At 61.0% G+C, this 16,107-nt stretch carries 12 protein-coding genes; 9 read left to right on the top strand and 3 right to left on the bottom strand.

From position 1 onward, the window contains the following. Positions 1–12 precede the first annotated feature (12 nt). Positions 13–921: an ADP-ribosyl-[dinitrogen reductase] hydrolase gene (draG, locus tag LPW11_RS20715; RefSeq protein ID WP_230995766.1), complete on the bottom strand. Its 909-nt coding sequence runs from the start codon at positions 919–921 to the stop codon at positions 13–15. Positions 922–1,394: 473 nt separating this feature from the next. Between draG and LPW11_RS20710 the strand changes: the two genes are divergently transcribed. After that, positions 1,395–2,255 (top strand): radical SAM protein, encoded by an 861-nt coding sequence (locus LPW11_RS20710; protein ID WP_230995765.1) that lies wholly within the window; start codon positions 1,395–1,397, stop codon positions 2,253–2,255. A gap of 3 nt (positions 2,256–2,258) precedes the next feature. Next, positions 2,259–3,062 (top strand): GNAT family N-acetyltransferase, encoded by an 804-nt coding sequence (locus LPW11_RS20705; RefSeq protein WP_230995764.1) that lies wholly within the window; start codon positions 2,259–2,261, stop codon positions 3,060–3,062. 482 nt (positions 3,063–3,544) lie between these two features. Here LPW11_RS20705 and ldhH read toward each other — a convergent pair whose 3' ends face one another. Further along, positions 3,545–5,677: an L-lactate dehydrogenase (quinone) large subunit LdhH gene (ldhH, locus tag LPW11_RS20700; protein WP_230995763.1), complete on the bottom strand. Its 2,133-nt coding sequence runs from the start codon at positions 5,675–5,677 to the stop codon at positions 3,545–3,547. Then, positions 5,674–6,252, bottom strand: a complete 579-nt coding sequence (locus LPW11_RS20695; RefSeq protein ID WP_230995762.1) for a LutC/YkgG family protein — start codon at positions 6,250–6,252, stop codon at positions 5,674–5,676. Before LPW11_RS20695 ends, ldhH begins: the two co-directional genes overlap by 4 nt. 437 nt (positions 6,253–6,689) lie before the next feature. Between LPW11_RS20695 and LPW11_RS20690 the strand changes: the two genes are divergently transcribed. From LPW11_RS20690 to LPW11_RS20660, 7 genes are all read left to right on the top strand, one after another. Beyond that, positions 6,690–8,639 (top strand): L-lactate permease, encoded by a 1,950-nt coding sequence (locus tag LPW11_RS20690; RefSeq protein ID WP_230995761.1) that lies wholly within the window; start codon positions 6,690–6,692, stop codon positions 8,637–8,639. A gap of 238 nt (positions 8,640–8,877) precedes the next feature. Then, the gene (locus LPW11_RS20685) at positions 8,878–10,251 is read left to right on the top strand and encodes an FAD-binding oxidoreductase (protein WP_230995760.1); all 1,374 of its coding nucleotides are present in this window, start codon (positions 8,878–8,880) and stop codon (positions 10,249–10,251) included. A gap of 209 nt (positions 10,252–10,460) precedes the next feature. Further along, a complete protein-coding gene (gene sucC / locus LPW11_RS20680; protein WP_230995759.1) occupies positions 10,461–11,618 on the top strand; it encodes an ADP-forming succinate--CoA ligase subunit beta in 1,158 nt (385 codons plus the stop codon). 64 nt (positions 11,619–11,682) lie between these two features. After that, positions 11,683–12,561 (top strand): succinate--CoA ligase subunit alpha, encoded by an 879-nt coding sequence (sucD, locus tag LPW11_RS20675; protein WP_230995758.1) that lies wholly within the window; start codon positions 11,683–11,685, stop codon positions 12,559–12,561. Between the two features lie 270 nt (positions 12,562–12,831). Then, positions 12,832–13,209: an endonuclease domain-containing protein gene (locus LPW11_RS20670; RefSeq protein ID WP_269145360.1), complete on the top strand. Its 378-nt coding sequence runs from the start codon at positions 12,832–12,834 to the stop codon at positions 13,207–13,209. A gap of 473 nt (positions 13,210–13,682) precedes the next feature. Further along, positions 13,683–14,936 (top strand): (Fe-S)-binding protein, encoded by a 1,254-nt coding sequence (locus tag LPW11_RS20665; protein ID WP_230995756.1) that lies wholly within the window; start codon positions 13,683–13,685, stop codon positions 14,934–14,936. A 309-nt stretch (positions 14,937–15,245) separates the two neighbouring features. Then, the gene (locus LPW11_RS20660) at positions 15,246–15,980 is read left to right on the top strand and encodes a FadR/GntR family transcriptional regulator (protein WP_230995755.1); all 735 of its coding nucleotides are present in this window, start codon (positions 15,246–15,248) and stop codon (positions 15,978–15,980) included. The last annotated feature ends 127 nt before the right edge of the window (positions 15,981–16,107 follow it).

Below are 16,107 nucleotides of genomic sequence, written 5' to 3'. Positions count from 1 at the left end.
GTCACGCCTGGCCTAGTCCAATGAGCCCTTTACAAGCGGTGCCATCCGCACCAGCCTCTCCGCCAGATAATTCAACTCAGCCACCAGTTTCTTGTCCAGCCTCTTTACCCACCGCGCCGGGATCTCAGCCTCACCGTAGTACGCCCCTGCGACCGCTCCGGCTATGGCGCCAGTGGTATCCGCGTCTCCTCCCTGATTTACCGTTTGCACCAGACAATCCTCAAAAGAACGGGTTCCGAAGAAGGTGTGAAACACGGTCTGCATCGTGTCCACGACGTATCCGGTGGCGAGCCCCTTGTACGGCTCGAAGTGAAAGGTGGGGTATGCCGCAATAAGAGCGTCAGTCTCCTCCCGCAGTCGCGTCCGGGAGCGCCCGATGAGGGCAAGGTGCATCATGGCGCCAAAAGAGATGCACGCCGCATCGGAGAGGGGATGGTTGTGGGTGAGATGCGCCTGCTGCCTCGCGTAATCTTCCAGGAGTGCGCGATCGCCGACCGTACAGAGCGCCACCGGTAGCATCCGCATCACGGCGCCGTTGCCGCCGTCCCATTCGTTCGGCGGCGACTCCATTACACCCTTCAGCATGTAGTTCCTGATGCCGCGGCGGCAGGTGTCTCCCACGTCTACCGGTTTCGACCTGAGCCATAGCGCAAAGTTCTCCGCGATCGCTTTCAGTGACCAGCCGCCGCTCTCCACGATAGCGCGGCTTACCGCAAGCGACATATCGGTGTCGTCGGTTACCTGTCCCGGCTTGAGGCGAAGCCAGCCACCTCCCACCATCTCCTCCAGCACGCCGTACTTCTCGCTAATCTCCCCGCGCGTCATGAACTCCACAGGAGCGCCCAAGGCATCACCTACGGCAAGTCCGATGAAGGCTGCGCGTGCGCGGGAAATTATGTCTGAAGCAGTTCGCTCGGCCATGAGAGCTGGGGAAGCAATTATTACGCCTGTTCCGGGTGCGGGAGGGTAGCAAGGGCCGGAGAACGGAGCCCTCTGGCTTCAATTGCAGCAAGAAGGCGAACTCGCGGCGAAAGGCGCGACCGCAGGTGAAGCGGCATCTCTGTGCGGCGCGGCGGGCTGCCCCGGGATTCGATATTCCAATGCCTAAAAAATAGTCGTTACCGGGTGGTGTGAGGCAGATGCGGGCGATGCCGGGAGATCAATTTCTGCTTGAAAGGCCAAGAAATACCGGCGGTTACGGGCAGCTTCCTGCTGGCATGCTAACTGCTAATTAGAGGCTACAGCAAGCTGGCCGCTGGCAGCACCGGAAGATCACCACCCACCGCACAACTACCACGGCCTCGCGCCGCGTTTTCTCATCGAGCGCCGGTTCCGCATGGAGCCTGCGCGTTCCCTGCCGTAGTTGGAACGGCACCGCAGAAAGGGAGGAAAAAATGGCTACATCTTGTAAGGGGAAAGAGAAGATCCAGGGACACCCGTGCTTCGGTGGAAATCACCGCAAAAACGGCAGGATGCATCTGGCCGTGGCACCGCGGTGCAATATCAAGTGTGGCTACTGCACGCGGCGCCATGACTGCGCCAATGAATCGCGTCCAGGCGTGACGAGCCGGCTGCTGACCCCCGCGGAGGCAATGGAGAAGGTTCGGGAGACGATGGGGAGCCCGATAATGGGGCCCATCATCAAGGTCATCGGCATCGCCGGTCCGGGCGACCCCCTTTTCAATCCGGAGACGTTCGAGACGTTCCGCATGATCGATGCGGAGTACCCCGAGCTTTTGAAGTGCATGAGCACAAACGGCCTCCTTCTCCCGGAGAAGATGCACCTTTTGAAAGAGATCGGGCTGCATAGCCTCACCGTCACCCTCAATGCTCTCGACCCGCGCGTCGGCGCCCGGATCTATTCCTATGTTCACCACAACGGGAAGACCTACACGGGAGAAGAGGGCGCGGAGATCCTGGTGCGAAACCAGCTGGAGGGAATCCGCCTGGCGGCGGAACTGGACATGACCATAAAGATCAACACAGTCTGCATCCCCGGCATCAACGAGGAGGAAATCCCCCTCATCTCCCAGAAGGTGAAGAGCCTTGGCGCGTACGTCATGAATATCATGCCCCTGATCCCGCAGGCGGACTTCGCCGGGATCCTTCCCCCTTCGCCGAAACGGCTCGAGGCGCTGCGGGCGGCGAATGAAAAGGTGATCGGGCAGTTCAAGCACTGCAACCAGTGCCGTGCCGACGCCGTGGGTCTCATCGGACAGGACCAGCCGGTGCTGCAACTGGAAGCAAGGGTGTAGGAGATGGGGGCCGAGGCCTTCACAGCGGCGGATATCCCGTCCTTTCTCACCCTTGCGGAAAGGGAAGGGTGGATATGCGAGGCGTGGGAACTGGAGTTCCTGCTGGCAACCTTTGGGCAGGGGTGCCGGGTCTGGCGCGAGAACGGGGGCGCGGGAGGATTTGTCACCTCCATCGGCTACGGGAAGAGCGGCTGGATCGGGAACCTTCTGGTGGTCCCTGAAATGCGACGGAAAGGGATCGGCAGGACGCTGATGCAGGCGGCTGTTCTGGCGCTTCTGCACGCAGGTGTCGAAACCGTGTGGCTTACCGCGTCGCAGCAGGGTGCGGAGTTGTATCGCAGGCTCGGGTTTATGCAGGTGGATACTGTGCAGCGGTGGGTAGGGGAGGGGAAGGGAAACGCAGCACCGCCGGCCGCGCCGCTCGATCTCGAGTGGCTGCGTGCCATCGATCGGGCGGGATGGGGGGACAGGCGGGATCGGCTGCTGCAGCTTGCCAGCAGTCGCGGAGCGCTTCTTTCCACCTCTGGAGCGTTTCTCTGCAAGCAGCGGTGGGGTAGTGGGGTGCAGATCGGCCCGTGGGGGTGCGTGATCCCGGCGCAGGCGCCGAGTCTGCTGGACGCCGCGCTCGGCGCGGCTCAGGGACGGGTATTTCTCGATGTCCCTGCGGGGAACCATGCGGCGGCACAGCTGCTGAGTTCTCGAGGATTTTCCGTTAAGGGACAGACAGCGCTGATGTATCTGGGAGCGCCACCGCCGTACCAGCCCGGGAATATCTTCGCGCTGGGGAGCATGGGGAGCATGGGGTAGAGCTGTTGCGTCTTGGGGTGGTTCTTCGACTGTCGCCACGAAGGACTGCAGGAGAACCCGCGTTCCCCCCTTTGCGAAGGGGGGACAGGGGGGATTTCTCCTTGCTAGGCTTTGGCAGCCAGAATGTATGCCGGAATAAGCGGAGCGTTTCCCGCAACTTGGGTGCAGCACGGTTCGGCTGCGCCGATGCCGGGAACGCCTGCGGTTTATCCCGGCCTACAGTTCCTTGATCACCACCGGCGTTTCCGGTTGCGACCGCTGAACCTCTTCCCTCTGGAGTCCTGACTATCGGCTGGAAAAGCAAATCCCCCCTGCCCCCCCTTCGCAAAGGGGGGAACGTAATGGCTAGTCCTTTGCGAAGGGACACAACACCCTTCCGCCGGAATTGTCGAACAAACAAAAAAAAAGGCCGGGGTGAGCTATTGCTCCCCCGGCCTCTCTCTTTCATCTGACTCCCGCCGCGGCGACGGCGGAGCCAACCACTACTTCAACCGCTCCGCCAGGAGCTCCACCGTGTGCTTCACGGTGACCTTCCCGCCTTCCTTGTCAAAGCCCCCCCTGATCTGCAGCACGCATCCGGGGCAGTCCATGGCGACGGTGCCGGCGCCGGTCTCCTTTATGTTCTTCAGCTTCCGCTCCAGGATCGGTGCCGAAATCTCCGGCAGCTTCAGCGAGTACGACCCGCCCATGCCGCAGCACATGTCGCATTCAAACATCTCGCTCAGTTCGAACCCGGCCTTCTGCAGGAGCTCCCTTGGCTGCTCCGATACCCTCAGCGTCCTCTTCAGATGGCAGGAGTCGTGATAGGTAATCTTCCCGAGCTCCACCCCTTCCGCGATATTCAGCCGCCCGTCGTCCACCAGTTTCTTCACCAGCGTGGAGAAGTCGATGGACTTGTCGGCGAGCTTCTGCGCCTGGGCGACCCACTCCGTCTTTTTCTCGACATCGAGCGTCTTCAAAAACTCATGTTTCAGCGCCACGGTGCAGGTCGGGCAGGCGGAGACGACGTAGCTCACGTCGGTCGCGGTGAGCGCCTTTATGTTGTCGATGGCGTTTTGCGCCGCCACATCCCACGCGCCGTTATAGAGCGCCGGTGCGCCGCAGCAGGTCTGCTCCTGCGGGAAGATGACCTCGAATCCCGCCTTGTTCAGTATCTTTACCAGCGCCTCTCCCATCTCGGGGTAGGCGAAGTCGATGAGGCACCCGGCGTAGAAGGCGATCTTTTCCTTCTGCTTTGGCTGGGCGATCTTTTCAAAGCGGTCACGGAACGGCTCTGCGGCTATTGCGGGAAGGCTGCGCATCTCCGTGAGCTCGGAAAGGAAGAAGGGGAGGTGCCTGATGAATCCGCCGGAGGTAAAGGGCTTGCCGGCAAGGGACGCGGTGCGCAGCATGCTATGGAAGAGCTTCCTGTTGTTCACCACGGAGAAGATCGACTTCTGCACCAGCGTCTGCCCCTTCTGGGAAACGAGACGCCGGCGGATCTCCAGTATCATGTCGGGGATGTCCAACTTCCCCGGGCACACTTCCTTGCAGTTGCCGCACTGCAGGCAGAGCCCCTGGATGTCTTCGGACTTCTGCATCTCCTCGAACCAGGCGGTGAGGATGGTGCCGATGCCGCCGGTGTACACGCTGCCGAAGACATGGCCGCCGACCAGGCGGAAGACGGGACAGACGTTGAGGCAGGAACCGCACCTGATGCACTGCAGCGCCTGCTTGAACTTGTCGTCGGCGGCCATGTCGGTGCGGCGGTTATCCATGAGGATGATGTGCAGGTCCTTCATGGAGCCGTCGGTATTCTGGGCGGGACCGGTGATGATGGAGACGTAGCTGGTGAGTAACTGGGCGGTCGCGCTTCGGGGGAGCGCGGTCAGCACCGGCACCACGTCCTCGAACTTCTCCACGAACTTCTCGATCCCTACTATCGCCACATGTACGCGGGGAAGGGTGGTGACCAGTCGCGCATTCCCCTCGTTCGTCACAAGGACAATGCTACCGGTCTCGGCGACGGCGATGTTGGCTCCGGAGATCCCCATGTCGGCGCGGAGAAACTTGGAGCGCAGCTCGTTTCGCGCGACCTCCACGAGGCGCGGGATGTCGGAGGTGAGCCGCTCGTTCACTTCCTTGCTGAATAGCTCGCTTACTTCCTCCTTCGTCATGTGGATCGCGGGCATGACCATGTGCGACGGTTTCTGCCCGGCAAGCTGGATGATCCACTCCCCGAGATCGGTCTCGCCTACCTCGATGCCGTTTTTCTCCAGATAGTCGTTTAGGTGGATCTCCTCGCTCGCCATCGACTTCGACTTCACGACCGACTTCACGTCATTTTCCCGCGCCACCTTCAGGATATACGCTTTTACCTCTTCCGGGTCGTTCGTCCTGAAGACCTTGGCGCCGGCGGCTTCTGCATTGATCTGGAAGGTCTGCGCCATCAGGTCGAGGTGCGCCGCTGCGTACGACTTGCGCTCCGCGATCGTCTCCCGCAGCGTCTCGAAGTCGATCCCTTCGTACGCCTTCTGCCGGTTTACCTTGTATGCTTCCGAAAATTTGCCGAGCGCGCCGGTAAGGGTGGCGTTGTGGACCGCCTTGCTGACGGAGCTTTTGAAATCTTTCTTCATAGCGTTTCTCCTTCCGACTCGTCTACGGCGAGGACGATCAGCCGCTTCGGCCCGTGTACCCCTATCGTCAAGACGCGTTCAATATCCGCGGTGCGGCTCGGTCCGGTGATGAAGGCGATGAACCTGCTCTTTCTCGGGTTGATCCGGGTGATGAGCGCTCCCTTGTCCGGGAGTATTGTATTCGTCCCGAGGATGGCGATGTGGATGGTGGGGAGGGAAGACGCCAGCCTCTGCTCCACCGCGCTCTGATCCTGGACCAGCGTGCCGGTGTCGGCCAGGGCGAAGTCGACCTCGGTGATGCCGATCAGCGCCTCCGCCGCGAGCTCCCTCGTCACTTCAAAGTGCACCCCGGGGATGGTGGAAAGCTCCGCCCCTTCCCACGACCGTATGGCAGGACCGGCAGCACAAACCGCAAAGGCACCGGCGCTGTCTGCTACCCCTTCCTTTTTCAGCAGGGGGATGAGTGACTCCAGCGCCTCGTAGCGCGTGCCGAAGCGGTAAACTTCCGTTCCCACGGCTTGGGCCTTCGTCTTGTAGCGTTCGTACAGCTCATCCAGGTCCGCTGTCTTCGTCATGGTGGGGCTCCTTGGAAATGATGTTATTGCGTGGGGGGATCGCAGCGTGTTGACACCACTGTATCTAAGTGCGTGGGTAGCTGCGCAGGGACACTTTACTGCACCCTCGTCCACATTTTCTGCGAAAAGTCAAATATTTTTAACGGAAGTGCTGCAAAAGTGTTTTACGGAGGTAGTATGAGGGGGCCGGTATACCGACCAGCACCTCCCGGGCGGGCCTCAAGCTGAGGCGGTCTTACCAATCAGCGAGGTGCAGATTAGTACAAAAGATTCCCGCAGTAAAGAATTTTCTGGCGTAAACAAAAACCCTTGACAGCCTATTCTGGGGCGTGGTAATTGGTCATACCAGATTTTAGAACTCGGTTTGAGCGCGTCAGTGGTGAATCGATCCGAACGCCGGCACAGGCTGGCATAAAGAAAAAAGGAGGGAATTGTTTATGCCGTGGATTCAAAGTTACACCCCCGTCGCGGGAAGCCTGGGAATGTCGGCCCTTGTGGCTGCCATCCCTCTTGTCGTGATCTTCGTCTGTCTTGCCGGGTTCAAAATGAAGGCCCACAAGGCAGGTCCGCTCGCCGTGGTAGTGGCGATCGCCATCGCCATCGGTGTCTGGGGGATGCCGGCGAAGCTTGCCGCCCTCGCCACGATGCACGGTGCAGCCTTCGGCCTTTTCCCTGTTTTCTACATCGTCGTCACCACTCTTCTTCTGTACAACATCACGGTGAAGGGGGGGCAGTTCGAGATCATCCGGGCTTCCCTTGCCGGACTGACCGGTGACCGCCGCCTCCAGGCTCTCCTCATCGCCTTCTGCTTCGGTGCCTTCATCGAGGGCGCGGCAGGCTTTGGAACGCCGGTTGCGATCGCCGGGGCGACCCTGGTAGGTCTCGGCTTCCGACCGTTCTACGCAGCAAGCGTCTGCCTCATTGCCAATACCGCACCGGTTGCCTTCGGCGCCATCGGTATTCCGGTCGTGGCTCTCGCCGGTGTCATGGGGCTCGACGATCCGGGGATGTTCAAGCTCTCCACCATGGTCGGCCGCCAGCTCCCCTTCATCTCCGTATTCATCCCGTTCTACGTCATCATGATCATGGCCGGGTGGAAAAAGACGCTTGAGGTTATGCCCGCGATCGTCGTCTGCGGCGGCACCTTCGCCCTCGCCCAGTGGGGATGCGCAAGCTACCTCGGCCCGTATCTCCCCGACATCGTCGCCTCCCTCGCCACCCTCGCTGCCCTCGTTATCCTGCTCCGCTTCTGGCAGCCGGCAAGCGTGTGGACCTTCGACCACGAGCCGGAGTTCGCCGGGAAAGAAAGCCATGACTACACCGGCGCGCAGGTCTTCCGCGCCTGGGCTCCCTATCTCGTCCTGACCATCATGGTCCTCATCTGGGGCATCCCGTCGCTGAAGGAGTCGCTCGACAAGAGCAAGGTCGTCATCCCTATCGCCGGCCTTGACAGCGCCATCGTGAAGAAGGTCTCGAAGCCGGAAGACGGCATCAAGAAAGCTGAAGCGGCGAAGCTGCAGATCACCAGGCAGCTCCAGACGCTGAACCCGGCAGATCCGAAGCAGGCCGAGCTTGCGGCAGGCCTCACCGAACTGAATGGCCTCGAGGACAGCCTGATCCAGGTGGAGCAGACCCTGCCGGTCGGCAAACCGGTCGTGACGAAGGAAAGGCTTGCCGCCTTCGACGCCATCGACAAGAAAGCCAAGGCGCTGCAGGCGATCGAGAAGTCGCTGGTTACTGAAAAGACCGTGGAGAAGGATCACTTCAAGGCGCTCGACAAGGCTGTCGGCGACCAGCTCCCGGCGAAGGTTGCGGCGAAGTTCACCTTCAACTTCATGTCCGCCGCCGGTACCGCGATCCTCATCGCCGCCATCATCTCCGCCTTCATCTGCGGGGTAGGGGTAGTCGACTTCTTCAGGGTCTTCGGAAAAACCCTCCACGACATGCGCTGGCCTGCGGTCACCGTCGCAGCGGTCGTCGGCCTCGCCTTCGTGATGAACGCATCGGGGATGACCACCAGCATGGGTATGGCCTTCACCACCACCGGGAAACTCTTCCCCTTCCTCTCCCCGTTCCTCGGCATGCTCGGCGTCTTCCTGACCGGCTCCGACACCTCCAGCAACGTCCTCTTCGGCGGTCTGCAGAAGGTCACCGCGGAGCAGCTCGGCCTGAACCCGCTCCTCACCTGCGCTGCCAACACCAGCGGCGGCGTCATGGGCAAGATGGTCTCCCCGCAGTCGATCGCGGTAGCCTGCGCGGCAACTGGCCTCGTCGGCGAAGAGGGGAACCTCTTCCGCTACACCCTGAAGCACGCGATATTCCTCACTACGGTGATGGGTGTCATAGTCGCCCTCCAGGCGTACGTGGTACCGTGGATGGTGCCGTAAGGACAGGTTATTCCCTTACCTCAGAAGCCCCCTCTCCCGCCGGGAGAGGGGGCAACTGCCGTGAAAGGGGTTACCTGACCATCTTCCCCTGCAGCTTCGCACCACAATTTTCCGTTCGTGCTGAGCTTGTCGAAGCACCCGCCTCCACAGACATGCTTCGACCGGCTCAGGGCCAACGGAATGCAGCTACACAACCCGACTTTGGCGTTCAAGTCTCAGCCTCAAAAGGACATCCCCAATGGAAAAGAGCTTCATAAAAGAGCTGACAGAGATTGTAGGAGAGCAGTACACCCTCACAGACCGTGAATCGCTCGCCGTCTACGGCTACGACTCCACCCCCGAGCTGCACAAGGCGCCGGGCGCGGTAGTTCTCCCGGAGACCGAGGAGGAAGTGGCGCGCGTGATCGCCCTTTGCGACGGCGCCGGCGTGCGTGTGACGCCGCGCGGCTCCGGGACGAATCTCTCCGGCGGCTCCGTCTCCCTCGACGGAGGCCTCGTGCTGCAGACGAGCCGGCTGAACAGGATCATCGAGGTCGACGAGGAGAACCTGACGGCAACGGTCCAGCCCGGTGTGGTGACGAGCGCGGTGCACCGCGAGGTGGAGTCCCGCGGCCTCTTTTACCCCCCCGACCCGGGGAGCATGAACATCTCCACCATGGGCGGGAACGTGGCGGAAAACTCCGGCGGCCTGCGCGGGCTCAAATACGGCGTGACCTCGGACTACGTTATGGGACTGAAGACGGTCCTGCCGAACGGCGATCTGCTGCAGACCGGCGGGAAGGTGGTAAAGGACGTGGCCGGCTACAACCTGAACCAGCTCCTCGTCTCCTCCGAAGGGACCCTCGGCATCTTCACCGAGATCACGGTGAAGCTCATCCCGAAGCCGCAGGTGAAAAAGACGATGCTGGTGCACTTCCCCGAGCTCTCCCAGGCAGCGCTCACCGTCTCCCACATCATCGCAGCGCGCGTCATCCCCGCGACTCTCGAGTTTCTCGACAGAGTCACCATCAAGTGCGTCGAGGACTACGCCCACGTAGGTCTCCCGCTCGACGTCGACGCGGTTCTCCTGATCGAGGTGGACGGTCATCCCGGCCAGGTTGAGGACGACGCTGCCGCCATAAAGGATATCTGCGAGCGGCACAGGTGCTCTTTCTTCCAGACCGCGGCCACCGCTGAGGAAGCGCTGAAGCTCGCCACCGCACGCCGCGTGGCGCTCTCGGCGCTCGCACGCCTGAGGCCGACGACGATCCTCGAGGACGCCACCGTACCGCGCAGCTGCATCGAGCCGATGGTGAAGATGATCCAGGAGACGGCGCAGAAATATTCCCTCACCATCGGGACATTCGGCCACGCCGGCGACGGCAACCTGCACCCGACCTGCCTCACCGACGAGAGGGACGCCGACGAGATCGCGCGCGCCCACAAGGCATTTGCCGAGATCTTCGATGCCGCCATCGCCATGGGGGGTACGATCACCGGCGAGCACGGCGTGGGGATGGCAAAGATGAAGTACCTGCCGAAACTGGTGGGTGAATCGGGACTGCGCGTCATGCGCGGCATCAAGAACGCCTTCGATCCGAAAGGCGTGCTGAACCCGGGGAAGATTTTCTAATCTTTACTCCTGTTTATCGGGTAAAATGAAAGCCGGACAGAGTCCGGAGCCGCACGGCAGGCCGCTCGACACGTTAAAGGAAACTTGGTTTACCCCCTTGACCCAGAGTGTCCGGAGGTACAGAATGGTGCGCTTGTCAACGTGGCGTGAGGCCACCGGCTGCCGACACCGGAGCCGCATTTTACCGATGGGTTAAACAGGAGTTCACCATGAACATCCACGAGTACCAGGCGAAAGAGATCCTGAGCGCCTTCGCAATCCCCATTCCGCGCGGGCGCGTGGCGCTTACCGCCGACCAGGTGGAGCGGGCTGCAAAGGAGATGGGGGGGCGCTGCGTTATCAAGGCCCAGATCTACGCAGGGGGGAGGGGAAAAGCCGGCGGCGTGAAGCTGGTGTACAGCCCCGACGAAGCGCAAGAGGTGGCAAAAGCGCTCTTTGGCAAAAAGCTGGTTACGGCGCAGACATCTCCGGAGGGGCTGAAAGTCAGGCGCATCCTCGTGGAAGAGACTGTGGACGTGGCGAGGGAGTTTTACCTTTCCATAACGCTGGACAGGAATTCATCCCGCTACATGATCATCGCCTCCGCCGAGGGGGGGATGAATATCGAGGAGGTGGCGAGACTAACCCCCGAGAAGATCCACAAGGTCACCATCGACCCCTTCATAGGGCTTCGTTCCTTCCAGGCGCGCAGGATTGCGCTGGCGCTGGGGCTTACCGGCTCGGTCGGCGAGGACTGCGTCCGCCTCATCCTGAACCTGTACCGGGTGTGCCAGGAGAAGGACTGCACGCTCGTGGAGATAAACCCGCTGGTCGTGACGAAGAGCGGGTGGATGATGGCGATGGACGCGAAGATCACCTTCGACGACAACGCGATATTCCGGCACAAGGAATATCCGGACATGATGGACTACGCCCAGCTCGACCCGCTGGAGATCACGGCCGGGAAGTACGACCTCGCCTACATCAAGCTCACCGGAAACATCGGCTGCCTGGTGAACGGCGCCGGGCTTGCCATGGCGACACTGGACGTCCTGAAGGAGTATGGCGGCGAGCCCGCGAACTTCCTGGACGTCGGTGGCGGTGCCACCCGCGAGAAGGTGGCGGAGGCTTTCAAGATCATCCTGGAGGACCAGGATGTGAAGGGGATCTTCGTGAACATCTTCGGCGGGATCATGCGCTGCGACGTCATCGCCCACGGCATCATGGAGGCGGCAGGGGAGGTGCACTGCACCCTTCCGATCGTGGTGCGCATGGACGGGAGCCAGGTGGAAGAGGGGAAGCGTCTTCTGTCCGAATCGGGACTGAACGTGCGCTGCCTCGACTCCCTCGGCGAGGCGGCGGCATGCATCGTGAGCATGCTCGGGTAAGGGTGCATCAGGCAGCGCGCTGGAGCCCCTGGAGGAGCTCGCGCGCAGAGTCAGGGAGAGTCTCATGTCCATACTAGTCAACAAGGCTTCTCGGATAGTCGTGCAAGGTATCACAGGCCGCAGCGGCCTCTTTCACATGCAGCAATGCCGCGACTACGGCACGAACGTGGTGGCGGGGGTGACACCTGGGAAGGGCGGCATCCACATCGAAGGAGTGCCGGTTTTCAATACCGTCGAGGAGGCGGCGCGCTACACGCAGGCAAATGTCTCCATGATCTTCGTGCCTCCCCCGTCAGCAGCGGATGCCATACTCGAGGCGGCGGAGGCCGGTCTCGACCTGGCGGTGTGCATAACGGAGGGGATCCCGATCCGCGACATGATCCCGGTGAAGAGGATCATCGATGGCGGGAAGACGAAGCTCATCGGCCCGAACTGCCCGGGGGTAATCACACCGGGCGAGTGCAAGGTGGGAATCATGCCCGGGCACATCCACCGTCCCGGAAAGATAGGGGTAATATCCCGCAGCGGCACGCTGACCTACGAGGCGGTGAAGCAGATCACCGACGAAGGGCTCGGGCAATCGTCCTGCGTGGGGATCGGCGGCGATCCGATCATCGGGATGAACTTCATCGACATCCTCAGCCTCTTCAATGACGATCCGGACACCGAAGGGGTGTTTCTGATCGGGGAGATCGGCGGCGCTGCCGAGGAAGAGGCGGCCGCCTGGATCAAGGAGAATATGAAAAAACCGGTGGCAGCCTTCATAGCTGGCGTCACCGCCCCTCCGGGAAAGAGGATGGGGCACGCCGGCGCGATCATAACGGGCGGGATGGGTCGCGCGGAAGACAAGATCCGCACCTTGAAGAGCGCAGGCGTCACCGTCGCGACGAGCCCGACGAAGATGGGCACGGCCATGCAGGAGGCGCTGGCTGGAGCGAGGTAGCCATCAAGACCCCATCCCCACCCTGTCCCTCCCCTTGAAAGAGAGGGGACGTTTGGCAGGCATGGCAGGTGGAGGCGCAGAGTTACAGTATATTTGACGAACGAAGTGCAGTTACCGGTATCGTCGAGGAATCATCTGACACCATCATCGTTCTAGTAAGTTTCGAGGCTGCTACAGAAATAGTTGAACGTCAGCATCGTCCTTGCCCCTCGCGTCCCCTCCCTTTCAAGGGAAGGGACAGGGTGGGGATGGGGTTCTCCTGAGGTGCGTATGCGTGGCCCGACCTCCGAGAGGATAAGACGTGAGAGGCTGCACCGTCAGCTTCGAAATCAAATGACAGACGCGGAGCGTGCGGTGTGGCGGATTCTAAGGGATCGCCACATGTCCGGGGTGAAGTTTCGCAGGCAGCATCCCTACGGGAGCTATATTCCCGACTTCGTCTCGTTTGACAGGATGCTGGTGATAGAGATTGACGGCAGCCAGCATGCTGACCAGGCCGCTTACGACGAAACTCGCACCACGGCGCTGCACGCCGCAGGATTCACGGTGCTGAGATTCACGAATCTCGAGGCCCTGCAGGAGACTGAGGCTGTAGCAGAGCGGATCTGGCTGGAGCTGAGGCAAAAGTCGACCCCATCCCCACCCTGACCCTCCCCTTGAAAGGGAGGGGATGTTTCGCAGGGCTTGGGGGTAGCAGCCAACGTCAGCGGAGCTTCTAAGGAATTTCTACCTGTGGACACTGGTGTTGCCGGGGGATGAGTGTCAAAGGTATCGATTGCGCGGCTCCATGCAAGAGGGGGCGTGGTAGCTATAACCCGTAAAACTAAAACGTCAGCCACTTCCCTCGCCCCCGCGTCCCCTCCCTTTCAAGGGGAGGGACAGGGTGGGGATGGGGTTCGCTCCGCCGCAACCGCCTGAAGAACCTTCTCTGCAAAAATTCGCGATTCCGCTACTGCTCTCCTCCTTCCTTCCGCGGTATGCTGCATCTTCTGAATTCGCAGCCGAAGCTAGATCCAAATAATCACCCGCTCTGGAACCGGGATCATCCCTGTTCCAGAGCAGCACCATCCTTCCACCTCCGGAGGGAAAGGAACCATAGAAGTACCGCTAGGAGTCTGACCATGGATTACCTGAAGCTTATCAACTGCATGCGTTGTGGGATGTGCCTGCCGCATTGCCCCACCTACAAGGAAACCTTTCTGGAAACAGCCTCTCCCCGCGGCCGCGTCGCCCTGGTGAGGAAATTCGAGGAGGGGGAGCTCCCCGAGAGCGAGAAGCTCATGGAGTACCTTTCCCTTTGCCTCGACTGCCAGGCCTGCGCCTCCGCCTGTCCCTGCGGTGTCAATGCAGGTGAACTGGTGGCCGAGATGCGCTGCGAGAGGAAAGCGGAGAAGGGTCTTTCGCGCATGGAGAAGATCGTGCTAAGGGACCTGGTGCCGCACCCGGACCGTCTCGAGGCTTCCATGGTGCCGCTTCGCGTGTACCAGCGCGTGGGACTGCAAAAGATGGTGCGCAGCCTCGGGGTCATGAAGATGTTCCCTCCGCAGCTGCAGCGGATGGAGAAACTCCTTCCGAAGTTGCCGTCCGCACCGCTGCGCCAGACCCTCCAGGAAGTGACACCGGCGGTGGGAAAAGAGAAGGGGACGGTAGGTTTCTTCCTCGGCTGCGTCATGAGCCTTCTTTTCAGCGAGGCGAGCTTTGCCACCGTGGAGCTTCTCTCGCGTCTCGGATACCGGGTCATCACGCCGAAGGCGCAGAAGTGCTGCGGAGCGCCGAACATGCTCGGACTGGACAAGGAAGGTCTTCTGGAGGCCGCTCGCTTCAATACCGATCTCTTCTCCGGCTACGACCTCGACTTCATCGTCACCGATTGCGGCGGGTGCGGCGCGGAGCTGAAAAAGTACGGTGAGCACCTGCACGGCGATGTCAGCGCCGCTGCCTTCAGCTCGAAAGTTCGGGACATCTCGCAGGTTCTCGCGGCGGAGAAAGAGGCTCTGGCGAAGGAGTTGAAATCGCTTCCGCTGGCGGTGACGTATCACGATGCCTGCCACATCGCTCACTGCCAGGGAATCCGCCTCGAGCCACGCACCCTGCTGAAGATGATCCCGGGGCTGGAGTTCCGCGAGATGGAAGATCCGGATGCCTGCTGCGGGAGTGCCGGCACGTACAACATCGAGAAGCCGGAGATGGCTGACAAGGTCCTGCGCCGCAAGGTCGACCGCGTTCGCAAGACCGGCGCGAAGTACCTGGTGACCGGGAACCCCGGCTGCCTGCTGCAGTTGAAGCAGGCGCTGGAATCGGAAGAAGAGCCGATCAAGGTGCTGCACCTGACCGAGCTTCTGGCGATGAGCCTCAAGGGGGGCGTGAAGGGGTAAGTCGAAAGTACCGGAAGTAGCAGGGACTATGGGGCTATGAAGCCTTGTGCACCTTGTGCATGTAGGCCGGGATAAGCCGCAGGCGTTCCCGGCAGATGATGCGGGTGCAAAGTGCGATGCCGGAAACGCTCCGCTTATTCCGGCCTACATTTCATCCCGGCTCGAGTGCCTGCATTGTCGACAGTATGCTGAGACTGCGGAAGGCTTTGATGCCTAACCGCCGGAAAGTGCAACCTATTACCTTCACCATTTTCCTTCATTCACTTGTTTTCTATTGCCTCGGCTCCATTAATATAGTATCTGCACCCTATGACATTTAAGCCGATAAAACCAAAAAAGGTATCGACACAGATAGCGGAGCAGATCCGGTCCTCTATTCTCGCGGGTGAATTCAATCCCGGTGACCGGCTCCCCCCCGAGCGCGAGCTGGCGGAGATGTTCGGCGTGTCGCGCCCATCTGTTCGCGAAGCGCTGAATGCTCTCGTGGCGTCAGGCCTTGTGGAGACGCACCAGGGCGGGGGAACTGTCGTCCGCTCCCTGCTGGAGAGCGCGGCGGGGATGCCTCTCTCCGAGCTCATCAGGATCGAGGCGGACCGGGCTCTCGACGTCATCGAGGTGCGCCAGGGGATCGAGTCGTGGACTTCATGGTACGCGGCGCAGAGGGCGCTGCCCGATGACGTGCGCCGCCTTGAAGTAATCGTGAAGGGAATGGAGTCCAACCTGACGGATCTGAAGCCTTCCGAGGATCTGGACGCCCACTTTCACATCCTGGTGGCGAAGGCGACGCACAACGTCGTATGGCTCCACATGATGCAAAGCATCTTTGACGCGATGCAGGAGTTCCAGCGCGATGTGTGGCGCGCCGTCTATCTCACCCAGGAGGACCATCGCACCCTTTACGGCCATCATCGCCGCATTTACGAGATGATTGCGGCGAAGGATCTGGAGGGTTCGCGCGAAGCGATGCTGGAACACCTGCGTTTCGCCCAGATGAAGTGCAGCGCCTACGTGACCAAACGCGAGGAAGAGTACAAGAGAGCGTAACAGGGAACAAGGCAGAGGGAACGAAACAGTTCAGGAAAGCAGGGTAGGGGAAGATGTTGACCATCTTCCCCTTCTTTTTTTGGGATCCGGGAATTTCGGGAAACCTCGGTTTATGTGCCTCCATGGG

It is taken from the genome of Geomonas sp. RF6, from assembly GCF_021044625.1.
In the GTDB taxonomy this organism is placed as follows: Bacteria; Desulfobacterota; Desulfuromonadia; order Geobacterales; family Geobacteraceae; genus RF6.
Note: the sequence above shows the minus strand (reverse complement) of the source record. Positions and strands in the feature narration are given on the sequence as shown.